We start from the raw sequence: 25101 nt of genomic DNA, 5'->3' as shown, positions 1-25101 counted from the left end.
AGATGATGAAAGTGCTGTTACAAAAAAATTGGTTAATTTATCTTACTTTTTTTTATCAGCTTTTTAAATAAAGCAGAGTTTTGAGAGCCATTTTTATATCTGTAATACTTTATTAATGAATTGTTTCAATATGTATATGAAAAACCTCAAAAGATTGCCAGAGGCGCGCCGCACAAAACCCTTAAATCTGGTAGTTTTTAATACCGCATTTTAAGATTTTGTGGGTCATAATCAAAAGAAATATTCTCACGAATGGAACATCATTTTGGATATCGCAATTATAGGTAGCGGCATGGCAGGCCTTGCGACCGCAAGAATTTTAAAAGATGCAGGACATGCAATCACGATATTTGAAGCCCTTCCTGGTCGAGGAATGGATAGCCATAGTATTGAATTTGAGGGTGGAAACATCGATGCGCCACTGCGTGTGATGAATCCGTATTTATGGAAAAATACCTTAAGTTTGGCCACGCACCTGGGTATGACCATGTTTCCGGTACGTACCTACATGGCGTGTAGCTGGTTGTTTGAAGACAAAACCGAAACATGGCTGACCACAACGCGTAGCCGCATTGGAAATTTTCCAATCATTAACAACCGTAAGGGCATCAAGCAGTATGGCTGGCGACTGGTCAAAGGCATGTTGCAGCTAAAAACCGCGATTAACCAATTTTTTAAATCTAAAAATCAAGATATTACCCTTGCCGAGTTTATTAACCAAAACGATATCGAAGAAGTGTTTTGGCACGGCGCCGTGATGCCGGTGCTGTATACCATCTGTACCTGTAACCCAAAAACCATTGGCGACTGGCCTGCAAAACCACTTTTGACCTTTTTACGTCAGTTGACCGATGGCGATGCCTTGCTGCGTATGCAAGGTGGCACGCCGGCATTTGTCGACCGTTTGATTCAAGGTATCGACATCCGTAGTGGCTCTGCGATTGTGAAAGTTGAACAGCAAGGCGAAAAAGTACTGGTCGAAAATGATCAGGGCGAACAGCAGTTTTTTGATCGTGTGGTGGTGGCCACACCAACCGATAAAATTGATGTGTTTTTAAATACTACACAGTTTGCAGACGATTTGGCGCTGTTAAAGCAATTCCGTTTTGAGCAGGGTGATCTGGTGATTCATACCGATAGCACCGTAATGCCGCCAAAGCGTAAGGACTGGTCAGTACTGAGCTACATGATGGACCGCAAGTTTACCCGTCAACAGTTTACTGTATGGATGAACGCCGTCGAGCCAAGTTTAGTGGGTAAATCTCCCGTATTTCAAACGTGGCGCCCGGTTACTCCAATCGATCCGAAAAAAGTGATTTCGTCGGTGAAGCTGACACGTGCCGTGGTCGATTCGCAAACTGTAGCGCTTAACCAAGAGCTGCAACAGCGCCACAAAGACCCAGAGCGTAAAGTGTTTTACTGTGGTTCGTGGTCGTGTGATGGCTTACCGATTTTAGAATCGGCAGTGACCTCTGCCATGAATATTGCAGAAATTTTTGGTGCGCCGCTGCCATTTGTCGGGGTTAAACCTAAAGTAGAAGTGGCACCGCAACTGGGCTATTAAGTCTGGTCATTACGTGAGTAAACCATGAAGCTACCGCACGCCCTGACACGTCGCTTACCGCATAAATATGCCATCAATGCGGCGGCGCTGGGCGATGCGCGCGCACTGGCATGGAGTAATCTGGGGTACTGGAAAGAGACCGCCGACTACCCAACGGCCTGTGCACAACTGGCCGATCAGCTGGCCGCTGCGGTCAGCTTAAAGCCGCATGACCGCCTGCTCGATCTGGGCTGTGGTCAGGGCGCCAGCTTACAGCACTGGCTCAGCGTGCATCATGTTCAGCATGTCACGGGCGTGGAACTACAGCCGGCACAGGTAAAGCGGATGCAAAGCCAACTGGCCGCAGTCGATCAGGTATTACAAGGGTCTTTTCTGGCGCTCGATCCGGCTGTTTTTTCGCAGCCCTTCGATGTGGCTTTATGTATCGATGCGGCCTATCACAGCCCTTTGGCGGCATTTTTAACGTCTACCAAACGCGTACTTGCCACACACGGACGACTGGGCTTTCATACCCTGATGCTTTCAGCGCAGTGGTATAAATTATCGATGTGGCAAAAACAGAAATATTATTATCTGCTTCGGGCGGCCGATGTCGATTTAAGACAATTACACGACCAGCAGCGCCTTGAGCAAAGCATTGAGCAGCAAGGCTTTAAATTGTTATCACTGCGTGATATCAGTACGCCAGTTTTAAACGGATTTGCAGATTACATTACACAGCGGCAGGGTACACCAGATCACACACTCGACCTGCTTAAAATACAGATGACCGCGAAGCTATGTCGATATTTATATGACGATGGCGTGATTCGTTACGTCGAAATTGCCGCAGAAAAGCAATAAGCGAAGAAAATAAAATAGAGAAAGAGAAGAACAACAGAAGGGAAGATGGTGCCGGCACACGGATTCGAACTGTGGACCTACTGATTACAAGTACGAACAAGTACCTATATTTTTAATAATAAAAACGATGGATTGAGCGTATGGGTTGATAAGAAATTCAATAAAAACAATGAGACTGTGATATTGTTGTTAAGGTGTTGAAAGTTAAGAAAGTAGATGAATAAGAACCAAAATTTCTTGAAAAAAGATAATGGCTAAGTAGAAGAAAAATAACAGGCATAATTAAAGATAGACCATCACTAGGCCATATCTTTCATGCATTGGAGTTGATGGACCGTAATCAGAAAATTGAAGAAAGCTAACACTTTTTACAGAGTACCACATTGGACCTTGATCAAAGCGTAGAGCTATTGAGGAAAATGAGTTAGTACCGTCAAGTTTTGTTTTTGCCTTCAAATAGAAATACAGTGAGTTCAACTTGATTAAATTTTTATGGATAGGGATGAGTAAGAGGGGGAGCATGGGATTTATTTTTTCTTTTATATAAATTTCTCCCCCTAAAATTTACTATTTTTTCATAATTTTCAGAGAGATTTTGAGATTTACAATGTGGAAAGTATTTTCCGCATTTGTATTCTCTGCTCTCCTAGAGATTGGTGAGAGAAGTCTCTATGACCAGAGAATACAAATGAAAATATCTGCAAAAATAGACTATTAAAAGAAAATAATTATTTTTCTTAGTCTAGTGCTAGAGGGGCAGTGTTGAGAGTTTCTTGTTTAGTGTTATTAATTCTTGAAGATTATAAATATCTGAGCAAAGGTTATTTCCTAAAATAGTTACATGGATACTTTTGTTGAACATAGATCCTTGATCAATCATACTGTGTCCATAGTAGCCTTTAGAGGCAATTCCTACTGCTTTTTTTTAAGAGTTAATAATTGGTCCTCCACTATTACCTCCAATAATTGGAGTATTAATTGAGAAAAAACTATGATCAAACATTTGTGTTTTAAACATAAGTTCACAATTTGAAGAATGAGGCTTATGCTGTTTTGTTTGAAATGAAGGAAAGCCTAATAAAGTTAATTTATTATCAGAAGTATTGCTTAGTTCAAAAAAAGAAGTGTCTTTAAAATCTTCTTAAATTTCACAAAGGGCTACATCTGCATCATAATTAAATTCAAGGACTCTTAAATTATATTCAACTTCCTGATTAAAGCTTTTACATATAGTGATACTGTCCACTTCCCCGTCATTGCAGACACGAATCACATGGGCAATGGATTGAATTTGGGGATGGGGAACTAAATCAAGAATGTCAGAAACAATATCGAGTTCGTGAAAGTATTTCTTCATGGTCACTCCTTTCTTATAGACCATGTAGATAATATCTATATAAATTCAGGTCAAATACAGAAGTAGTTATCTCTGTCCATAGAAGCCAAGTGATTTTTAACTCTTAAAAAGAGTGGTTATTTTAACGAAATTCCCTCATAAGCATTAGGCCTCTCCTAGATATCCTGTTTGAAACAGGATATACAAGTAACCTTGAAAACGCCCCTAACACCTTAAGTTTTTCATGCGTCATGCTGCTATGCAGCGATAGCAACTATGAAAAATTGGTCTATTGAAATCTTAATACGCAAGGAAAGCTAAAAAGCTATGAAAATAAGGAAAAGAATATCCAAATTTTAATAGAATGATAAAAAACTTTTTTCAGGAATCTTGTAATAATCCTATAGTTTTTGCTGCTTCTAAAGCTATCCAAAACCGCGTAATACCTAAGCTTGTTGTAGGCTTTATACCAGTTAATTCTTCTATAACTTTCAATCTATAGACTAGTGTCTGCCGATGAATATCTAATTTACAAGCAGTTACCTTCCAATTGCCATCATATTTTAAAAATACGCCTAAGGTTTTGAGCAATGGGAGAGAGTTAGTTTGTTCATATTCTAAAATACGGCCAAAATAATGACCAACAACAGCTCTCGCTTCTGCAACAGTCTTAGGACCTAAGGCTAATTCTAGATCTAGATGGTTGTAGTGAATTAAATCAGTTTGGCTTTCTTTGATTCTTCCTAAAGCTAAACATGACTGGAAAATACTTTCTTTGAAACCAAGCATTGCAGTAATTGGACTACTTATGCCTATTTTTGTTCCTTTTCCAAAATAATTAATAAGGGCATTTAATAAATTACTATCGTCAGGAAGTACCGCAAATATTCTATTTTCATCACGAGAAAATAATGGATAAATTTTATAAAATTCAGGTATGTGGTGAATGTCTATGTATTGGCGAGATCCTTTGTTTGAGGGATCAATGGCTATAGTGACTAATTTACCTAGTAAGCCACGTCTTTCTAACATAATTTTTGCAGCGCCAAATTCAATTTCCCCATTTAACAAGTCATCGAATAAAGCCTCACCTTCTTCTCGAATTCCGTCACGGTCTATCATTTCACGTTCTAGCTCAATACTAAGTAAGCCAGCTAATATGCGGGGTAAAAATGTCTCATCAAAAAAACGTGACTCTTTATTAATAATATTTAAAGTAGTTTGGGTTCTACCCGGTATTTTCACACTATAGGGAACATTATCTTTTTGTACCGGAGTACTAAAATTAAAAATAGGAGTGAGTGTTTCATTATCTAAGATTTGTAAATTTAAAGATAACTTTTGCCCGATAATCTGTAATCGTTCATCTAATTGTGAACTCTCCCATAACGCATCAGTATAGACTTGAAATAGCTTATTTCCTGCATCAAAACGGTCTCTTTGAGCTTGCAAAACGCTCTCAATTACCAAACGGGCTAACCTTAAAAACTCTAAATCAAAACTAGCCCCTAATATTGGAAATCCTAAATCAGTTGCTTCATCTAACATCTCTTGAGTAATAGAAGGTGTAAAATCCCTAGGGGCAATAACAAGGGCACTAGCTTGAGCTTTAGCAAGCTGGCGTAACCATTCAATCTGTTCAATCTGTTCTGTTGGTAAACCGCCACCAGTAGTCATTACGAGGGTACCAGGTGATATCCAATGCCAAGGATCTGGTAAATCTACAGCATGGGCCCATTTAACTATACGTTTGCCACCTGATCTACCAGATTTAAAAGTTAGGCCTAAATTATTGTTTTTCACCAATTCATCAACGGTAATCATAAGCATCCCGCTTTTTTCATCATACATTTGTATAAAAGATAGCAGTTTTTATGCTTATCTTACCAATAGAATCGTGTTTGACATGGGCTTAACATCCTCAATCAATATTAAAAATGTTTGAGGAATAATAAATGAATGAAGCACTTAGGGATGAGCTCATCAAATTACCAAATATTCCATATTGGTATGAAAAAACTGATGAAAGACCATCGTTAAATACTGAGATTGATGCTGATGTAGTCATTATCGGAGCTGGTTACACAGGCTTGTGGACTGCGTATTACTTACTTAAAACATCACCTTCTCTTAGAGTTGTGATTCTAGAGCGTGAATATGCTGGATTTGGAGCATCAGGTCGTAATGGAGGTTGGGCTTCTGCCATATTTCCAATTTCATTATCTAAAGTAGCAAAAAATTCATCTCATCAAAGTGCGCTGTTTTTACAGCAAGTGATGAATGAGACAGTAGATGAAATTGGTCAAGTTCTTCAATTGGAAGATATTGATGCAAATTATTCTAAAGACGGCTTTTTATCAATAGCTCGAACACAGGCACAACTACAGCGTGCAAAATCTTCAGTTAAGGCTTCGAAAGATTTTGGCTTATCTGACCAATGGTATTTCCTTGATGCTAAAGCAACTAAATCAAAGATCAATATTTCTAATGCATTAGGGGCAATTTATACACCACATTGCGCTGTAATTCATCCCGGTAAGCTTGTTAGAGGTTTGGCTAAAACCGTAGAAAAATTAGGAGCCAAAATTTATGAGAAAAGTGCCGTAACACATATAAATTCTGGGCAAGTTACGACTCTAACAGGCAAAGTTAAAGCACCTATTATTGTAAAAGCTACAGAAAGTTATTCATGCCAACTAGATGGATATAAACGATCAATTATTCCTTTGTATTCATTAGTACTGGCCACAGAACCAATTCCTGCATCTGTAAGAAATGATCTGAAGTTAAACCATAGGTTAGCTTTTAATGATATGAGGCATTTACGTGTATATGCACAAATGGCTGCTGATGGACGATTGATTTTTGGTGGACGTGGCGCTCCTTATCATTATGGGTCAACAATTTCACCTGAATTTGATCTTGTTGATAACGTTCATGAAAGCATCCGTAGCACTATTAATGATTTTTTCCCAACGTTAAGCAGTTTAAAAATAACTCATCGATGGGGTGGAGCCCTTGGAGTTGCCCGTGATTGGTCACCATCTGTAGGTTTTGATCCGAATACTGGCATTGCTTGGGGGGGCATTATGTAGGTGATGGTGTCGCGATGAGTAACCTTTCGGGACGAATTCTCAAAAATTTAATTCTAAATATTCAAGAACCAATTAATAAGCTACCAATCGTAAATCATGCTTCTCCTTTATGGGAACCTGAACCTTTACGGTGGGTGGGAATTAATTTTGGTTTATCTGCAACGGCGTTCGCTGATAAAGAAGAAAACATGACTAATCATCCTTCTACTGTTGCATCTGCACTAGAAGCATTGACTGGCGCTCATTAATTTTAAAGGAGTAAATGCATGACAACTATGACTATTGTTAAGCGCGATGAAATCGAAAACGGCAATTTACCTGCTGCAGGTTTGCGTGCTGGCGCTGATAGTGGAAAGCCTCAGTTAGGAATTCAAACTCTTGCACCTAATGCTCAAGGGAATTTAGGGATTTGGGAGTGTCAACCGGGAGGATGGCCTGTTATAGATAGAAAGGATACTGAGTTTTGCTACATCATATCTGGTAAAGCAACTCTAACTGATGACAATACAGGTGAGGTCATTTCTGTAAGTGAAGGCGATTTGATAATTTTGCCTATTGGCTGGACAGGTCGTTGGGATGTAACTGAAACAGTTAGAAAAATATTCACAATTTATTAATTCAATCATTTCCTTAAGGAAAAGTAAGGAATATATCTAAAGTTAAGGAGAATCAAATGAGCCAGATCGTTGGACATTTTATCAATGGCGAAGTAGTTGTAGATGAAAGTAATACTCAACCAGTATTCAATCCATCAACAGGTGAGATCAGTAAGCAAGTAAGTTTAGGTGGAGCTAAAACAATTGATGAAGCGGTCGCTTCAGCTAAAGCCGCGTTTCCATCTTGGAGTAAAACACCTCCACTAAAACGTGCTCGTATCATGTTTAAATTTAAAGAGTTATTAGAGCAAAATACTGCTGAAATTTGCCGTTTAATTGGTGAAGAGCATGGAAAAATTATTCATGATGCAGCAGGCGAGTTACAACGTGGTATTGAGAATGTCGAATATGCATGTGGCGCACCTGAGTTATTGAAAGGTGAGCATAGTCGTAATGTCGGCCCTAATATTGATTCTTGGAGTGAGTTTCATCCACTAGGTGTGGTTGCTGGAATTACACCATTCAACTTTCCTGTAATGGTGCCATTATGGATGTTCCCAATGGCAATTGTATGTGGAAATACTTTTGTCCTAAAACCTTCTGAACGGGATCCTAGTGCGACTTTATATATTGCTCAGTTGTTAAAAGAAGCTGGTTTACCTGATGGTGTACTTAATGTAGTAAATGGTGGTAAAGAAGCTGTAGATGCTATTTTGGTTAATAAAGACATTCAAGCAGTAAGTTTTGTAGGTTCTACTCCAATTGCTGAATATATCTACAGAACTGCTACAGCCAATGGTAAGCGTTGCCAAGCGCTTGGTGGTGCGAAGAACCACGCAATTGTTCTACCTGATGCTGATTTATGCAATGTAGTGAATTCCTTATTAGGAGCTGCTTTTGGTTCTTCTGGAGAGCGATGTATGGCTCTATCAGTCGCAGTTGCTGTGGGTGATGAAATTGCTGACAAAATGATTGCAGCTTTAAAAGATGCGATGGCAAATTTAAAAGTAGGTATTCATTCAGATAAACAAAATGATTTTGGGCCGGTAATTACCGCAGAACATAAAACTAAAGTTATTGGACATATTAAAAGTGCTGAACAGCAAGGAGCTACTATTTGTGTAGATGGTTCAGATCTCGTCCATGCATATTATGAAAATGGTTTTTATGTTGGGGCTACATTGATCGATGGTGTTACCAAAGACATGAGTAGTTATCAGGCAGAGATTTTTGGTCCTGTACTTCAGGTTATGCGTGTTAAGACAATGCAGGAAGCAATGGAACTAATCAATGAACATGAGTATGGGAATGGTACCTGTATTTATACTAGAGATGGAGAAGCTGCTCGTTATTTTGCAGATAACATTCAAGTTGGTATGGTTGGTATTAACATTCCACTGCCAGTACCAGTAGCTTATCAAAGTTTCGGTGGTTGGAAGCGATCATTATTTGGTGATTTATTTATGTATGGTCCAGATGGTGTGCGCTTCTTCACTCGCCGTAAGACTATCACTCAGCGTTGGCCAACTGCACAAATCCGAGAGGGTGCACAATTTTCAATGCCGACCTTATAGTTTTAGCAAAAATAAAAGATAGCTTAATGGCTTAAATTTCAAGGGGTTTAAGCCATTTTTCTTAAATTAAATAAACATTTTTTACTTTCCCATTATTGAGAGAGTTCCAAACTAGAGCTTTCTAGCTCTTTCCTGTAAACGGTAGTAGATAAATTATTTTAATTCTTATGTGGTCGTTGCTTATTATGCAAACGCTATAACAAAACTAGTCCTCTAATCTATGGTCAGTTTTTCAAATAAATAAGTATTGAAAAACTACTTCCTGAATGAACTATTGAATCATTCAATAAAAGCATTTTTTGTAGCTTATTTGATTATATGTACTACTTCTTTTTATCTTGTCACAACTCTAGCAATTTGGCCTAGTTCAACTCAGGATTATTATCAACACGAAGCTACCTTGGAAAGGTCATATTACAGCTTAAGTAGCTCTAGTCCTTAACTACACGTTCAACCAGCAAAAATATGTCTATTTTCGAGTTTAGTATTCGTGAGTACTTTTATCGATAATATTCAGAGTACAGAAGCAATTATCACAATATTGACTGTCATCCATAGCATCTAAAACCTACTGATAGTTTTCCAATACAGCTACTTGTACCAGTCGCTTTGATAATTTTCACTTCTAAAGGTTAAGCAAATTTAAGCTTATCAGACATTATACCCGATTATGGTTCTAGCAATAAATTTGACAACGTATACGATTAAAGCTCAATAAAATTCAGATTTAGGAAATTGTTTAAGCACCTATCAATGGCTTAGTTTAGGAGAAGTGGAAGTGGGGCTTAAAAATTTTATATCTAAGTATATTTTTATTTATTGATTTATATAATTAAAATCTCAGTATTGGTATACCGAGATTGTTAAGTCAAAAATAGGAAATGATTTTAGTTATTTAGTGTTTCTTAAAGGATTAACATGTGGAGCATGCGATGCCTTATTAGTGCTAACAGTTTTCATAGCTCCGTATGCAATAACAATAACAAAGATTGCAATTAGGGATTGTAATAAGCTTAGTCGCGTGGCTGGATTTATTCCCATACTAACTAAGACAGCTATGATGCATAGTGTTACGAATAATGGTAACCAAGGATGCAACCACACTTTAAATGTTAGTGTTCCTTCCTGTACCCATTTTTTTCGTAACTTTAACTGTGATAAACAAATCATCAAGTAGATAAATAAGAATAGAGCACCAGACGAATCAAGTAAAAACTGGAATGCAGTGTCTGGCCACAATGCCGCAATTACGACACATCCGTATCCCACTAATGTAGAAGTGAGTACACCCCAAACTGGTACACCACGCTTATTTTTTCTAGCTAACCAACTTGGAGCTTCATTATTTGAACTTAATACATGCAATAAACGAGATGCGGTATATAAACCTGCGTTAAGTACAGATAATACAGCAACAAGAATTACTACTGTCAGCATTGTACCTGCACCAGGAATACCAATTTTTTCAAGTGTTGCTACAAAAGGTGATTTACCTGGAATTATATTAGTCCAAGGTTGCGCAACAACAATGAACAGTGTAGATAAAACGAAAAAGACCAAGATCCGCGCCATTACAGTATTTACGGCACGACGGATGTTTTGTGACGGATTATCGGATTCTGCAGCAGCGATAGTTGCAACTTCTACTCCACTCATTGAGAAAATTACTGAAACTACACCAGAGAATAGAGCTAATGTGCCGTGGGGCAAGAACCCGCCATGCTGAGTTAAATTAGCAAAAGAAGCTGTTGAATTTGGCCATACTTTAAATACATATGCTCCGACAATAACCAAGAATACAACAATAGCTGCTACTTTAATTCCAGCAAACCAATATTCTGCTTCGCCAAAAGAACTTACTGATAATAAGTTGAGAGAGGTCATCAGAATTAGTAAGCCAAGTGAGATAATCCAAACAGGAATATCTGGTAACCACTGATTAATAATTTGTCCACCAACAACTGCCTCAAAACCAACGACAACTACCCAGAAATACCAATAAAGCCATCCAGTTGAAAACCCTGCGAGATTACCAAAGGCTAATCTAGAAAAATCTACAAATGAACCATTGGTAGGACGAGCTGCCGCCATTTCTCCTAACATTCTCATGATTAAACCTACCATGATTCCTGTAATGGCGTAGCAGATAAAGGCGGCTGGACCTGCAGCAGCTATTACTGAGCTAGAACCGACAAACAAGCCAGCTCCAATTACTCCACCAAGGGCTAACATGCTGATGTGGCGGGTTTTGAGTGTAGATTTCAGACGTGGATCATGTTCCGTATGAATAGGCATCTTTTACTTCCTCTATGATTATAGTTTTAACCCATTTGAGGGAATATAAGCATTCCGATAAGAGATTGCATATATGTAAAAAAGATGAATTTACATGGCCCTTTTGTATAAATGTATGAATGAAAACTAAACAGGATATAAGTTAGAAAAAAATAGAAATTCAAATATAAATTTCAGTTAATTCCCTTTGGAAGATCAAATTTAATTAATTTATAAAAGCTTATATAACTGACTCATATTATTGTATACATATTGCTTATGGACCAACAGACTATCGATCAAATGGACCGTTAAATAGTGCGTTGGACTAGCACTGTACAAAACCTACAGGCAACAAAAAAACCTCATAAATCAAATATTCATGAGGTTTAATGATGGTGCCGGCACACGGATTCGAACTGTGGACCTACTGATTACAAGTCAGTTGCTCTACCAACTGAGCTATGCCGGCATCTTTGAATAGGCTGAATTTTACAGGAAGCTTAGCAAAGGTCAAGTATTGCGCGGTGTTATGTGCATAAACTGTGTGCAATTGCAGCACATACTGGCTTACATAGAAAAAAATTGTGCTTTTGAATTCATGCATTTCGCCCTATAGTCAAACCAAGAAACATAAAAAAGAGAAAAACAGCATGAGCGAGGAAGCGCATTCGATTGGTCTGTTGGCGCCTGTGGTGTTGCTGGCGGCGGCCGTTATTGCGGTGCCGATATTTAAGCGGCTTGGTCTTGGCTCGGTACTGGGATATCTGATTGCGGGGTTGGTGATCGGGCCATTTGGGCTGGCTTTTTTTCAAGATCCAGCTTCTATTTTACACATTGCCGAACTGGGTATTGTGATGTACCTGTTTATTATCGGGCTTGAAATGCAGCCTTCGCATTTGTGGGGGCTGCGCCGTCAGATTTTTGGTTTGGGCACCTTGCAAATTGTGGCCTGTGCGCTGGCGTTGACCGGCACCGCCATGCTGTTTGGCCTGAAGTGGCAAATTGCCTTTATTGCAGCGGCAGGCTTTGTACTGACCTCTACAGCCATTGTGATGCAGCTTCTGGGCGACCGTGGCGATCTGAACCAGCCCAAAGGGCAAAAAATTGTCTCGATTTTGCTGTTTGAAGATTTACTGATTGTACCGCTATTGGCTTTGGTGGCCTTTATGGCGCCTACGCACGTGATCGAAACCACCAGCTCGCGCCTTGAAAGTATCGGCATTGGGTTACTTGCCATTGCTGGCCTGATTGCCGCAGGCTACTGGCTGCTCAATCCGCTGTTTCGTTTGCTGGCTGCCTCTAAAGCCCGTGAAGTGATGACCGCGGCCGCGCTGTTGGTGGTGCTGGGTGCAGCATTACTGATGCAGGTGAGTGGGCTTTCTATGGCAATGGGGGCATTTCTGGCGGGTGTGTTGCTGTCGGAATCGACATTTCGGCACCAGATTGAAGCCGATATCGAACCCTTTCGGGGAATTTTACTGGGGCTATTTTTTCTGGGTGTGGGCATGTCGCTCGACCTGACCGTTGTAAGGCAGAACTGGCCATTTATTTTGGCCGCAGTACTGGCTTTTATGGCGGTAAAAACCCTCATGATTTATATCGTGGCACGCATGACCCGCAGTTCGCACCATGAGGCGCTTGATCGTGGAGTATTGATGGCGCAAGGCGGTGAGTTTGCCTTTGTGCTGTTTGCAGCGGCGGCCAGCGCACAGGTGATTGATGCTACCACCAAAGCCAATCTGACTGCCATTGTGGTGCTCTCGATGGTATTTACACCGGTGCTCGGCATTTTGCTTAAGCGCTTTACCCAAGAGAAAAGCCAGCATTCACTGGATGAGGTTGAGGTGGCTAAAGATCTTTGCGGCAGTGTGCTCTTGATTGGTTTCGGGCGTTTTGGGCAGGTCACCAGTCAGCTTTTACTGGCACGCGGGGTAGATGTGACCATTATTGATACCGATATCGACATGATTAAAAACGCCGAGAGATTCGGTTTTAAAATTTACTATGGCGACGGCTCGCGGCTGGATATTTTACAGGCCTCCGGAGCGGCACATGCCGAAGCGATCTTGGTATGTGTGAATCAGAAAGAGATGACCAATCAAATTGTCGATCTGGTGCAGCATGAGTTTCCACTGGCCAAGTTGCTGGTTCGATCTTACGACCGTGAGCATTCGCTGTATTTGGTTAAGCAAAATGTCGATTATATTTTGCGCGAGACTTTTGAGTCTGCCATTGTGTTTGGCGGGGCCGTGCTGAAAGAGCTGGGCATCGATGAGCGCGAGATTCGGCAGATTACCCGCGAAATTCGTGAGCGCGATGAAGAGCGCTATGAAACCGAAATTGCAGCCGACGATATGTATGCCAGTGTGGGCATGCAGTACACCAATACCCACCCACGGCCTACTGCGCCCTTAATTGCACCCAAGCATTCGGCACAGTTTTTAAATGATGCAGAAACCCAAGACGAACCCGACCAAAATGCGCCAAAGTAAGCGCAGTGAAGGAAGTGATGCAACCCGCTCACTTCCTGAATGCCTTGCACTAAACACATTTTACTTTGAGGCTGGGCCATAGCGGTTGCTGTGCGTATCGCCTTCTTCAAGGGTAAAGAAAAAGATCACCATCACAATACCCACGATGGGCACCAAATTAATAAGTAATAGCCACCCCGTGCGGTTAATGTCATGCAGACGGCGCACACTCACCGCAAGTGCAGGTATGAGCATAGTGAGCATAACGCCCCAAAACAGGCTATTTGCCAAGTTGAATACATAGCAACATACCAGCAGGCTTAAGCCGAGCAGGGCATAGCACCCCATAAATGACCAGTACTCACGGCGGCGGGCACGGCCTTTAAAATCGAAGCTGTGCTTTATGCATTTTAGCACCCAGTCTAAGGTGCGGTAGCGGGCTTGTTTTTCTAAATTTTTTTGATGCTGCGCAGCGCGTGTATTGTAGACGTTGGCCTTGGCCAGAGCTGTATGTGAATGGTCTGTTAGCGCAATAGGTGGCTCGTCGGTGGGTACATCGATAAATACCTCGCTTACCTCGCCTTGCGCATCTAATTCAAAAGACACATGCATGCCCGGCATGGGGACAATCCACTCGCGCCACACAGCGCCTAAAAATGAATAATGCTTTTGGTCTTCGGTACGAATAATAACGGTATTGGTTTGAACGGAATAATCGAGTATTTTGCCTTTCATGTATTGTTATCCTTATTTTTTATGATGGAATGATTTTTTTGGCGCCAGAATTTTTTAGGGCAAGCGAACCTATGGAAAAGCATTCCAAATATTAAAAATTAAACGTAAACATGCCGTGATCTGAATTTAAAAAAAGATCATGAAGGTATGGGTGATCTGCGTTTGGATAAGCACAAAGGCAAAATAGAAAGATGTGATAAATTGTTAGACAAATGATTAACAATAGTCATGACTATGACTCCTTAGGTAATTAAGAAGTTCTACCGAATCACTGTCAATTGATTATGGTGGTAGAACGAAAGGGGGTTGACAGACTGAACCTAAGAATCAGCACACCCGAAGGTGTCCCCCTCCCGTTCTACCGCAGAGGGGAGCACGGGGGTGCACACCAAAAGAATTGATCTTTTAGTGCTCTTAGGAAACGGTCTGTCAAAACCGACTGGCAATGTAGGCCAGTAGGGGAATGATAATCTGTGGGGAAAAGGGAGTCAATTTGGATTGGGAATTCAAAGACTATTCAGTGTGAGTTATTCACTTTGAATGAAGTGTTTGTGTGGTTAGACTAATGAAAGACTAAAGTACTATGATTTGAGACTTTATGACTATTACTAAAATATAATGAGTGAAAATCTTACTGTGTATATTATTTTAAGAACTTAAAGGTAAAGATAATGTTATTGAGCTACAACTCATCATTACCCGAAAAAGGAATTTGGAGTAAAGAACAAACAATATTAGCCTTATATTTGTACTACCAGCTTCCATTCGGACGTATGCATGCTAAAAATCCATTAATTATAAAATGGGCGGAAATAATCAAACGTAACTCTAATGCTATTGCTATGAAGTTAGTAAATTTTGCAAGTCTTGACCCCATTATAATTGCAAGTGGTCGTAAGGGAATGGGAAATACATCCTCTTTAGATAGAGAAATTTGGGAGCTTTATAATAATAAGTTAAGTTTGTTAAATACTGAAGCTGAAAATATTTTAAAGAAAATAGTTGGAACTGATGAAAATTCACTTGATAACTTATTCTCACAACTTGAGCCAGCTGAAGTTCATCAAAGCTTTTATGGCGAAGAGTATCAGGTCACAGTAAGTCAACGTATTCGTCAAAGCTTTTTTCGTTCAACTATCCTTAACAATTTTGATGGGCAATGTTGTATTAGTGGATTAGCTGAGCCTCAATTACTGATTGCTAGCCATATAGTAAGTTGGAAAGAAGCTCCAGATAAGCGTCTCAGCCCTCATAATGGTTTGTGTTTATCTGCTTTATACGATCGAGCATTCGATCAACATTTACTTACACTTAATGATAAACTAGAAGTTATGATCTCTCCTAAACTTCTCAAGAGTAGCAAAACTACTAAATTTAAGATGGGTTTTTTTGAAATTGAAGGTCAACCTATTACTCCACCAATTAGATTTTCAATTGATATGGTATTGCTAGAACGTCATCGTGAAAAATTTATGAAATTAATATATTGACTAAAGTTTATAACTTAATATTTTTTTAAGTTAAATTTTATGTGATTATATTTTTAATTATTTATGTTATATATTTAAGAGGTATTTATTTATATTTTATTATATTAAAAATTATTATTAATAACTGGGATTATATTTCATTTATATTTTAAATTAATTTAAATCTAGTTAAAATAGATATTGTTATCCCTAAATGTTTATATTTTTACCATTTAAGATAGTTTTTTCTAACAGTAAGTGATAAATTTTGCTATAATGGGAAGATTTTTTTATAAATTAAAAATGGGTTAAGTTCTTGAAAGTAATAGATTTCTTTTCTGGTTGCGGTGGGGCAAGTGAAGGGCTACGTCAAGCTGGTTTAGATATCACTATTGGACTAGATTTTGATATAAGAGCGGCTGAAACATATCAAGCAAATTTTCCTGAAGCTTTATTTTTTAATGATGATATCCGCAAAGTAAATGAAAAAATATTAGCAAAAGCTTTTGAAGAGAAAAACAGAGAAAAAGAACCTCTTTTGTTTGTTGCATGTGCTCCATGCCAGCCATTTTCTACACAAAATAAATCAAAAACTGAAGATGATATTCGACGTACATTATTAGATGAAACACACCGTTTTATCAATGAATTAAAACCTGAGTATATTCTTGTAGAAAATGTTCCTGGTCTTCAAAGAATTGATAAAGAAAAAGATGGTCCTTACAAGCGGTTTATCACTTTTTTAAAATCTAAGGAATATAAGATTACAGAATTCATCGCAAAATCTGAAGAGTATGGTGTCCCACAAAAACGTAAGCGTTTTGTTCTATTAGCTTGTAAATCTGGAAAAGTCGAAATTCCAGCAAGAACACATGGTGATGGTCTAGAACCGATAAAAACCGTTCGAGATTTCATTGGAGATTTTCCAGCCATTCATGCTGGTCAAATACATCCAAACGATCCATGGCATAGATGTCCAATCTTGAATGAGCGTAATTTAGAGCGTATTCAAAATACTCCAGAAGGTGGGGATCGACGTGATTGGCCAGATTATTTGGTTAATGAATGCCATAAGACGCATTTAGGCCATATGGATGTTTACGGAAGAATGAGTTGGGATAAGCCAGCTCCTACTTTAACAACTCGATGCTATAGTTATTCTAATGGACGATTTGGGCATCCTGATACGAATCAATATCGTGCGATTAGTGTAAGGGAGGCTTCAAGATTACAGACATTTCCTAAAGACTTCGTGTTTAAAGGCAGTGTAGCTGAAGCTTCTCGACAGATTGGAAATGCAGTACCATGTGAAATGGCTAAACAATTTGGTTTAGCCATTCTAAAACATTACCAAAAATTAAATTCGATTGAATGACTAACTCTATATCACATATTTTTGTAGTCTACTCCGATACGTGCGCTGTGCTGAGAAGCTATTGATTGATAGCGTTCAGCATACCCAACTCGAAGTTGTGATTTAAGTTTGACTAAAATATCTTCCATTTCTATATGACCATCGTGATTTTTGAGTCTAGTTAGAGGCACATAAAATCTATTGAGTTGCGTAACATGATCTTTAATAGTCATATAATCAATCGATGGTAAGTTTGATGAATCATTTAAGATAGAAAAATATTTTCTTTCATCATTATCATAAACGTAAATATATTTTGAATGAGTTGCATTTTTGATTGCAATATCTTGATTGGTTGGAAAAAGCTTTAAAACACGAATAAAGCGATGATTCGGCATTAATCTTTCATTATATGGATCATTTGCTTGATTTGGGATCATATCACATGCTGCAGAAACACAAAGATACCAAGTATCGGGAGTATCAGTTGTATTGTACGGAGAAATAACTGTCTTAAATATTGTTCCAGTAGAAATATATTCATTTTGGTAATTCTTAGATGATAAATGCATATTCAATGCATGATACATATCTCTAGGTGTTTTATTTATATCAAAGGGTAATCCCAATATATCCGCACAGAATCTAACAGGATCAGTACTAGGTTTTACCATAAAATCTTCTTTATAATATTGAAAAGTTGATTCTATAAAAGTCCTTAATTCTTCATTTTTATTGAATTTTACCGAAAGTTCTTCCGATATATCAGAGTTAATACTTCTAATAAGTTGAGTATATTCTGCGGGGCTATTGGATTTTAGAATTTCTTGTAACCAAGCAGCCTGACCATGTTTGTCATTATCATGAACACTATTAAAAGCCATTGAATCAGATTCAATATGATTCTGAATTTCAGATTGAATTAATTGATAGTAAGAAGGCTTCCAATTAACTAATGAATCCCTTAAGGTCTTCCAGATGTTAGCTGGATCATGTTCAAAATTTTCTGAACTCTTTGGATAAATGCATACGAAAACATTTCCTGATTTGATCCAGGTTTTACCGGCTTCATCACCTTCTATGTTAGTCTTGATATTTTCTGAACATTTATATAGTTGATTTTCATTTAAAAAATAATCACATATAATATTTACAATTTCTTCTTTTTTTTCTTTGAAATGAATATTTTTCGATAATATTCCTTTGATTCTACCGCTATTTTTTTCTGATAGAATGTAATCAATAAGTTCACTCTCTGTCAGAGTATATTCGGTACCAGATTGTATACTAGGTAGGATCTCTTCCTCCCAAAAATCATCCAAATTATTGATTTTGTTAATTTCATCTATAATATTTTTAACTGGTTTGAAAGAAGAAGCAATTTGTTTCCACACAGTTTTAGGTTCTTCGCTAGTATAAACTACGGCTAGGTTAAAATGCTTAGAATTTTTTAAACCACATAAAACTTCTAAAGTTTTACTCGGATCATTATGTTCAAGATGGTAATCAATAATAAGTAAATCAGATTTTCTGATGCGTTCTACGTCTAGATTTTCAGTCGAACTATCGATATCACATAAAATTTTTTCCTTTTGAAAGAATTTTTCTAATAGAGCAGCTCTTTGGGAGGTAAGAATTTTGTCTGCATCAATTTCTCTACTATTTGATAATGAATCTATTAAATCAGGGTAAGGAATAAATTGATCGTCAATTAACATTACTGAGCGTATAGCATTTTTACAAAATGTCTTTTGAATTAAATCTTCGTATTGCATAGCTACAGACATAATTATTTCTCCAATCCATTAAATTTAATAATAAAGTTAGCGCCCTCTTCGAATATGAAAGGGTCGTCATTATATTGTTCGGCATACCAAATTTTGTGATGCGCTACAGCTAAGTTCTCACGACATAAGTACAGTCCCACACCACGCCCATTCGCTCGTTTCGTGTAGAAAAGATCAAACAGTCTTTGAACATCATCTTCATCAACTTTTGGCCCTGAATTTGCAATAACAACGAGATCATCAATTAAATCAATTTTAATTTTTCTGTCTTCAACCAGAGCAACCCAATACATCGCATTGTTAATCAAATTAATGAATACTGGGTAGATACGTGAGGGAAGGTCACTAATTTTTAACGATCTAAAGGCTTCAGTTACTTCAAAATTGATACGTTGTCTTTCAAAACGATCACCATAAAACTGAATAATATGGGCTTCGATATTTTTACCAGTAATTGTCTGACGGGCTTGATAGCCAGAAATTTTTAATGGGGAAAGGAAGCGAATTTGACTTGTGAGTGCTTTATGAGAGTTGTATGCTAATTTGAAACCAGGGTGTTGTTTTACATCACTTGGTAATGAATTTAACCCACGAGTGACTAATGAATCTATTTCTTCTAGCTCATGAGATAAAATTTCTACACTAACTCCAAGTTGTGCAACTGCATTAATTGTTCGCATTTTTTCTTCAATATCAGAACGTTCTTCTTCAGCTATGGAGAATGCTGAGTCAAGATTAATACCTTCAGAAACTTTCTCTAAGGTTTTCAAAATCGCATCGTATTTGAAGGTGTATGTTTCGATTAAATCTCTATAGATAATATCGAGATTATTAAGAGCACTTTCTAAGTGAGAAACATCTTCAACACTTTCAACAATGTGAATTGCTTGATTATGATACATACTTCTATCTTCACTGATATCCTTCTTCCAAATTGAATAAACTTCATTCATCTTAGTTTCAATGAGCGAAAGATGTTTATTTAGTTTTGAATTTAAAATAGCTTGATTCTTTTCAAATAATTTCTTAGCCGTTTGCTGTGGATCTAGCTTATTTAATTCTGACTCCATCTTATTAAAGAAAGTTTTTAATTGGATAACATAAGCTGAGAACTCATTATATTTATCTCGATATTCTCTATAGCGTTGTTCAGAGAGGCCTAATTTCGGAGGTTTGGTAGGAGTTTTAATTTCTATACGAGTTTGTTCAAGTTTTGATAATTTTTTCTCAAATTCTAATAATTCATCCAAATGCAATTTTACAGAATTATCAAGCATTATTTTGAGATTTTTAACTAAATATAATGCTTCTTCTAATTTAGGTGTTTGAAGTTTTAAGGCTTCTTTAAAGCTTTTTTGAGAAGATTTACGTGCTTTTGTATGTGCTTCTTTTCTTAATTCGCGTTCTTTTTTTACGATTTCTAATAGTTCTTGACGTTCTTCAGATTCATTACCAAAAAAAAGATCAGCAACTTTAATAAGGAGATCAGACACAAGAGTTTTTAATTCTCTAGATGCTTGGTTTCTGATAAATCCTTCACGTCCAGACTTATCTTTAAGTTCTTTATTTTTTTCATGGGTAATTCCTATATAGCCAAAAATTCTTCTGTTTGACCAGAAGTATTTACCAGCATGATTTGAACGACGTTCTTCAATTTCAAAAAAGTCATTATCTACACGACCATAAGGTAATACACGCAAATTGTCTCTGAATATTAATAATCCAGCATATTTTTTCGCTAAGATGTTTAATTTGTCGACAGCATTATCTTCAAGTGAACTCATATCTTTTGTTGATTCATACGTTCCAATATGAAATTGAAAACCACCGACACCAGATTTGGGATTGATACTGATATTAGGAGGAATGTTAATGTCACCTTTAAACTTACCAAATGCTTTAACTTTTCCTTTGAACCATCCTTTTTCATCAAAATTACCAACAACAGAATGTTCAAGATATTCAAATTCTTGTGCATTAAAAACCTCTGACTCTCTTAAAATATCTTTTGGTTCTGTATTATTATTTTTTATTGTATAGAGACTATAAGAAAAATTTTTATCCTTTTTTATATATGGATTGGTGAAAGCCCTTAACGTATCGACAAGATCCTTTTTAATTCCTTCGAGTTCTTGGTTCTCTCTAGCGAGATCACCTTGATTGGTTAGTAGTGTTAAATCACGCCGTAAATCTAATAGAAATAGAGCTGTACCATGTTGCCCACCATCTTTATCAGAAACTTTATCTAGTATTCCTTTCCAAGGAAAGATCGCTCTTTCATCCAACAAAGAGTTTTTACAAAAACTGAGAATTCTCTTTTGTGTTGTAAGAACGTTATTATATTTACTCTCTTCTATCTCGTCTGCAGAGAAGTTGTCCCATGCTCTTTTCTTAGTAGAATTTTTATCTTCAAATTCTACATTTTTAATCAGTTCTTCTTTTAATAAATCGAAAGCAATTGTGATTTCATCAATTGTATCGAATTCCAAGAAGGGAATACTAATGTCCTCAAAAGAGAGATAAGGATTTTCGAATAACCGCCAATCCACAAGAAGTGATGTAAAAGAGCCATTTAACTTTTTGGTTACAAGAAAGGTGACGTTTGCTAAAAATGCTGCTGAGAGACGCCCAATTCCTTTTTCGCCTTGTGTTTGACGAATTGCGAGACCAAAACGATCTTTTTCACTTAGAGCTTTTTTCTTACTTTTTGACTCTGTTCCAACAATTAGCCAGTTATCAATAATCTGCTCGGGTGACATACCACAACCATTATCGATTAATGCACCGCAAGGATAATCAGCATCTACAGTAAATAATGCAACATCTCTTGCATAAGCATCATAAGCATTTTTCCAAAGTTCACTAACAGCTGTCGGACAGTCTGCAATTTGTCCTTTACCTAAGTGCTCAATAGTACGAGCTCTAGCTCTAAAGTTAAAAGATTTTACAGTCATATAACCCTATATTTATTTTTCATGAAGAACTAATTGGTATTTTAAAATGCTTAAGAGCTAGTAAGTTTAACTGAATATTTTGATTGAAACCACATACTAATTAGATGTTAGATAGAAATATTATCATATTAATTATTGTATATTTCTTTAAAATATTAATAAAATTAAATATTCAATTATTTGTTTTTATGTAATTATCTATCTGTTTTTTATAGTTATATACTTTGTTTTTATATTTACATACTTAAAGTATATCTTTCAATTTGTGAGTGAATTAAACCTCTATCGTGTGGAAACATATCATGACTTTTGAAAAAGCGATATAAGTAAGCCTCGTAAGCTGTGACAAGTCATTTTACTGTTAAACACTGAGTACGAATTGAGCATATAAAAGTATTGCTATTGAATTATTTAGTTATCGCTTAAAAACAAAAAAAGCCCAATCTCTTCAAGATCAAGCTTTTTCATTACGGTGGCTACTTCGTATATTTTGGCGGTGAGAGAGGGATTCGAACCCTCGATACGCGTAAACGTATACACACTTTCCAGGCGTGCTCCTTCAGCCACTCGGACACCTCACCAAGGCGAGCGATAATAGCGAATATTTTGTATTCTGCCAAGTATGAAACAATTGATTTAGAGAAAAACTTAGAACTTAGTGATAATATTGCGAAAAAATACTGTTCCAAATCGAAGATATTATATGCAAAGTTCTGCAAAAAAAGTCGCGCTTCCAGCGATGACTTTAGCCGCCTTAGGGGTAGTGTTTGGGGATATCGGGACCAGTCCCTTGTATGCCTTTGCTCAGACGTTCACCAGTGCGCATGTGAATATCTCTGAAGCGACGGTCTTTGGCATCCTATCTTTAATCTTTTGGTGCATTACGCTCTCTATCAGTTTCAAATACGTCAGCATCGTCATGCGTGCCGATAACAACGGCGAAGGCGGCATTATGTCGCTACTGGCCTTGTTGCTGCGTATCAAACAGCTTGATCCCAACAAAAAAATCTACCTGATTGCGCTGGGCTTTATTGGTGCCTCGCTATTTTTTGGCGATGGTATTATCACGCCTGCCATTTCGGTGCTCTCGGCCATCGAGGGCTTAAGTATTGCCACGCCTGCATTTGATCAATGGCTTATGCCAATTGGGCTGGGCATTCTTACTGCACTGTTTGTAATTCAACGCCATGGTACGGCCACCATGGGCAAGTTTTTTGGCCCGATCACCATGCTCTGGTTTATTTCCATTGGCGCACTCGGGCTATGGAGTATTATTCAAACCCCGCATATTTTATGGTTTATCAATCCAATCTGGGCGTTTGAGTTTGCCATACATCAGCCGTTTGTGGCTTTTGTGGCCATGGGTTCTGTGGTACTCACCATGACAGGTGGCGAAGCCTTATATGCCGATATGGGCCATTTCGGGCGTATGCCAATCCGTCTGGCGTGGTTCATTGTGGTGTGTCCAAGCCTGATGCTGAACTATGCCGGTCAGGGCGCGCTGTTATTGCGCGATCCGCAAGCGGTGTCGAATCCGTTTTATTTGCTGGTACCCGAGTGGGCGCTTTTCCCCATGATCGGGCTGGCCACTGCGGCCGCCGTCATTGCCTCGCAAGCGGTGATTACCGGTGTATTTTCTATGGTTAATCAGGCCATTCAGCTGCGCTATTTACCGCGTTTAACCGTGATTCATACCTCCGATGTCGAGCAAGGCCAGATCTACGTGCCGTTTATCAACTGGGTGCTGTATATCTCGGTATTTATCCTGATTATCCTATTTGAAAAAAGCAGCAATTTGGCCAGTGCATACGGGGTAGCAGTCACCATGACCATGCTCTGTGTCACCATTTTGATTGCGGTACTTGCACATGGTGCCTGGGGGTGGCCGTGGTGGAAAGTGGCACTGTTTGCTATTCCGTTTTTTACCCTCGATGCAATTTTTGTGGCGTCGACCTCACTTAAGATTCTATCTGGTGGATGGGTGCCGTTTGTAATTGGGGTGGTGGTGTTTACCATCTTGATGACATGGAAACGTGGCCGTGAAATTGTGCATCATCGTTTGGAAACCGATGCCTTACCGATAGGGCTGTTTATTAAAAGTATCGGTTTAAGCTCGGAAACTCATTTTGTACCGGGCGATGCAATTTTTCTGACGGGGAATCAGAATATTGTGCCGCATGCCATGTTGCATAATATCAAGCACAACAAGGTGTTGCACAACCGCAATATCATGGTGACGGTGTTTACCAAGGATATTCCGTATGTAAGCGATGCCGATCGGATCGAGATTGAAAAAATGGACGATCATTTTTATCGTATCTCGATGAATTACGGCTTTAAAGATCAGCCCAACATTCCGCAAGCGTTACAGCAGGCTTATGAGGCATTGGGTCTCGAATTTGACATGATGCAAATCAGCTTCTTTATTTCTCGTGATCGTCTCATTCATACCGTAGGAGACGGCATGTCGCCTTGGCGTGAAAAGCTGTTTATTTCGATGCAACGTAATACCAGTCCGGTGAGTGATTTTTATCAGATCCCGCCTAACCGTGTGGTCGAAATGGGCAGTCAGATCGAAATCTGAGCATAAAAAAACCAAGGCAACTGCCTTGGTTTTTTTATGTCGGTTGGCTTATTCAGCTTGCATTGGCGCAGGCTGCTCAGGCATGGCGTTGGCATGTGGAGCCTGTGGCGCTGCTGCACCAGATGGTTGTGCAGTTGCTTCAGGTGCCGGCATCGCTGCATTTGCTGGCGCCTGCATAGGTGCTTCGGCACCACCTGCCATTTCAGGAGCGGGCGCTGGTTGCATCGCTGGTGCGCTAGGCTGAGCACCTGCAATCACTTGCACTTTACCGCTGTTAACCAAATCTGCAATTGAACCTGGCTGACCATTCACTGTGGTCGATACTTTCACTTGCGATAAGCTTTCAAGCGTTTCGCCTGCTTGTACAGGCGCTTCGGCAAATGCGGTCATGCTAAGCGTACCTGTAATCAACGCGACTGAACACAATAACTGGGCTTTCATATGTAATACCTATTTTTCATC

The 25101-nt window shown here is 38.5% G+C and carries 15 protein-coding genes, 2 tRNA genes and 1 pseudogene; 9 read left to right on the top strand and 9 right to left on the bottom strand.

What is annotated here, in order from left to right:
- Nucleotides 1-265 precede the first annotated feature (265 nt).
- Both L2096_RS03665 and L2096_RS03660 read left to right on the top strand, forming a co-directional pair.
- Nucleotides 266-1564 carry an FAD-dependent oxidoreductase gene (locus tag L2096_RS03665; protein WP_104123961.1) on the top strand — a complete coding sequence of 433 codons (1299 nt, stop codon included), beginning with the start codon at nt 266-268 and terminating at the stop codon, nt 1562-1564.
- A 24-nt stretch (nt 1565-1588) separates the two neighbouring features.
- The gene (locus L2096_RS03660; protein ID WP_250364894.1) at nt 1589-2407 is read left to right on the top strand and encodes a methyltransferase domain-containing protein; all 819 of its coding nucleotides are present in this window, start codon (nt 1589-1591) and stop codon (nt 2405-2407) included.
- A gap of 1141 nt (nt 2408-3548) precedes the next feature.
- Here the strand turns inward: L2096_RS03660 and L2096_RS03655 are convergent.
- Both L2096_RS03655 and L2096_RS03650 read right to left on the bottom strand, forming a co-directional pair.
- Nucleotides 3549-3764, bottom strand: a complete 216-nt coding sequence (locus L2096_RS03655; protein WP_250364955.1) for a hypothetical protein — start codon at nt 3762-3764, stop codon at nt 3549-3551.
- 360 nt (nt 3765-4124) lie between these two features.
- Nucleotides 4125-5567: a PucR family transcriptional regulator gene (locus L2096_RS03650; RefSeq protein ID WP_250364893.1), complete on the bottom strand. Its 1443-nt coding sequence runs from the start codon at nt 5565-5567 to the stop codon at nt 4125-4127.
- A gap of 131 nt (nt 5568-5698) precedes the next feature.
- On the opposite strand from L2096_RS03650, the pseudogene L2096_RS03645 reads away from it, so the two are divergent.
- The 3 genes and pseudogenes from L2096_RS03645 to L2096_RS03635 all read left to right on the top strand — a co-directional run bounded on the left by L2096_RS03645 (nt 5699) and on the right by L2096_RS03635 (nt 9008).
- Nucleotides 5699-7086: pseudogene (locus L2096_RS03645) on the top strand (NAD(P)/FAD-dependent oxidoreductase).
- 18 nt (nt 7087-7104) lie between these two features.
- Nucleotides 7105-7455 carry a cupin domain-containing protein gene (locus tag L2096_RS03640; protein WP_250364892.1) on the top strand — a complete coding sequence of 117 codons (351 nt, stop codon included), beginning with the start codon at nt 7105-7107 and terminating at the stop codon, nt 7453-7455.
- 56 nt (nt 7456-7511) lie between these two features.
- Nucleotides 7512-9008, top strand: coding sequence for a CoA-acylating methylmalonate-semialdehyde dehydrogenase (locus L2096_RS03635; protein WP_250364891.1), 1497 nt, complete (start codon nt 7512-7514; stop codon nt 9006-9008).
- A gap of 891 nt (nt 9009-9899) precedes the next feature.
- Here the strand turns inward: L2096_RS03635 and L2096_RS03630 are convergent.
- Nucleotides 9900-11303: an amino acid permease gene (locus L2096_RS03630; RefSeq protein WP_250364890.1), complete on the bottom strand. Its 1404-nt coding sequence runs from the start codon at nt 11301-11303 to the stop codon at nt 9900-9902.
- A gap of 375 nt (nt 11304-11678) precedes the next feature.
- Nucleotides 11679-11754, bottom strand: a tRNA-Thr gene (locus L2096_RS03625).
- 181 nt (nt 11755-11935) lie between these two features.
- Between L2096_RS03625 and L2096_RS03620 the strand changes: the two genes are divergently transcribed.
- Complete coding sequence (locus L2096_RS03620) at nt 11936-13777, top strand: monovalent cation:proton antiporter-2 (CPA2) family protein (RefSeq protein ID WP_048765319.1); 1842 nt, start codon at nt 11936-11938, stop codon at nt 13775-13777.
- A gap of 60 nt (nt 13778-13837) precedes the next feature.
- On the opposite strand, the gene L2096_RS03615 is transcribed toward L2096_RS03620, so the two are convergent.
- Nucleotides 13838-14491, bottom strand: a complete 654-nt coding sequence (locus L2096_RS03615; RefSeq protein ID WP_250364889.1) for a DUF805 domain-containing protein — start codon at nt 14489-14491, stop codon at nt 13838-13840.
- Between the two features lie 671 nt (nt 14492-15162).
- Between L2096_RS03615 and L2096_RS03610 the strand changes: the two genes are divergently transcribed.
- Both L2096_RS03610 and L2096_RS03605 read left to right on the top strand, forming a co-directional pair.
- Complete coding sequence (locus L2096_RS03610; protein ID WP_250364888.1) at nt 15163-15981, top strand: HNH endonuclease; 819 nt, start codon at nt 15163-15165, stop codon at nt 15979-15981.
- 295 nt (nt 15982-16276) lie between these two features.
- Nucleotides 16277-17335 carry a DNA cytosine methyltransferase gene (locus L2096_RS03605; protein WP_250364887.1) on the top strand — a complete coding sequence of 353 codons (1059 nt, stop codon included), beginning with the start codon at nt 16277-16279 and terminating at the stop codon, nt 17333-17335.
- Nucleotides 17336-17346: 11 nt separating this feature from the next.
- Here L2096_RS03605 and L2096_RS03600 read toward each other — a convergent pair whose 3' ends face one another.
- The 3 genes from L2096_RS03600 to L2096_RS03590 form a co-directional block, all read right to left on the bottom strand.
- Nucleotides 17347-19101 carry a response regulator receiver domain gene (locus L2096_RS03600; RefSeq protein WP_250364886.1) on the bottom strand — a complete coding sequence of 585 codons (1755 nt, stop codon included), beginning with the start codon at nt 19099-19101 and terminating at the stop codon, nt 17347-17349.
- A 2-nt stretch (nt 19102-19103) separates the two neighbouring features.
- Entirely contained in the window at nt 19104-22055 is a 2952-nt protein-coding gene (locus L2096_RS03595) for an ATP-binding protein (protein WP_250364885.1), read from the bottom strand.
- A 491-nt stretch (nt 22056-22546) separates the two neighbouring features.
- A tRNA-Ser gene (locus L2096_RS03590) sits at nt 22547-22636 on the bottom strand.
- Nucleotides 22637-22758: 122 nt separating this feature from the next.
- Here L2096_RS03590 and L2096_RS03585 point away from each other — a divergent pair.
- Nucleotides 22759-24639 carry a potassium transporter Kup gene (locus tag L2096_RS03585; RefSeq protein WP_004934101.1) on the top strand — a complete coding sequence of 627 codons (1881 nt, stop codon included), beginning with the start codon at nt 22759-22761 and terminating at the stop codon, nt 24637-24639.
- A gap of 48 nt (nt 24640-24687) precedes the next feature.
- On the opposite strand, the gene L2096_RS03580 is transcribed toward L2096_RS03585, so the two are convergent.
- Entirely contained in the window at nt 24688-25080 is a 393-nt protein-coding gene (locus L2096_RS03580) for a hypothetical protein (RefSeq protein WP_250364884.1), read from the bottom strand.
- Between the last annotated feature and the right edge of the window lie 21 nt (nt 25081-25101).

The sequence above is a fragment of the Acinetobacter sp. ACZLY 512 genome (assembly GCF_023614015.1).
GTDB lineage: Bacteria > Pseudomonadota > Gammaproteobacteria > Pseudomonadales > Moraxellaceae > Acinetobacter > Acinetobacter soli.
This window is presented reverse-complemented; position numbering and strand designations above follow the sequence as displayed.

Coding starts and splice junctions, on each gene's coding strand:
- L2096_RS03660 (WP_250364894.1), top strand. CDS start 1,589: ATGAAGCTACCGCACGCCCTGACACGTCGCTTACCGCATAAATATGCC.
- L2096_RS03620 (WP_048765319.1), top strand. CDS start 11,936: ATGAGCGAGGAAGCGCATTCGATTGGTCTGTTGGCGCCTGTGGTGTTG.
- L2096_RS03615 (WP_250364889.1), bottom strand. CDS start 14,491: ATGAAAGGCAAAATACTCGATTATTCCGTTCAAACCAATACCGTTATT.
- L2096_RS03585 (WP_004934101.1), top strand. CDS start 22,759: ATGCAAAGTTCTGCAAAAAAAGTCGCGCTTCCAGCGATGACTTTAGCC.
- L2096_RS03600 (WP_250364886.1), bottom strand. CDS start 19,101: ATGTCTGTAGCTATGCAATACGAAGATTTAATTCAAAAGACATTTTGT.
- L2096_RS03650 (WP_250364893.1), bottom strand. CDS start 5,567: ATGATTACCGTTGATGAATTGGTGAAAAACAATAATTTAGGCCTAACT.
- L2096_RS03630 (WP_250364890.1), bottom strand. CDS start 11,303: ATGCCTATTCATACGGAACATGATCCACGTCTGAAATCTACACTCAAA.
- L2096_RS03655 (WP_250364955.1), bottom strand. CDS start 3,764: ATGAAGAAATACTTTCACGAACTCGATATTGTTTCTGACATTCTTGAT.
- L2096_RS03635 (WP_250364891.1), top strand. CDS start 7,512: ATGAGCCAGATCGTTGGACATTTTATCAATGGCGAAGTAGTTGTAGAT.
- L2096_RS03610 (WP_250364888.1), top strand. CDS start 15,163: ATGTTATTGAGCTACAACTCATCATTACCCGAAAAAGGAATTTGGAGT.
- L2096_RS03640 (WP_250364892.1), top strand. CDS start 7,105: ATGACAACTATGACTATTGTTAAGCGCGATGAAATCGAAAACGGCAAT.
- L2096_RS03580 (WP_250364884.1), bottom strand. CDS start 25,080: ATGAAAGCCCAGTTATTGTGTTCAGTCGCGTTGATTACAGGTACGCTT.
- L2096_RS03595 (WP_250364885.1), bottom strand. CDS start 22,055: ATGACTGTAAAATCTTTTAACTTTAGAGCTAGAGCTCGTACTATTGAG.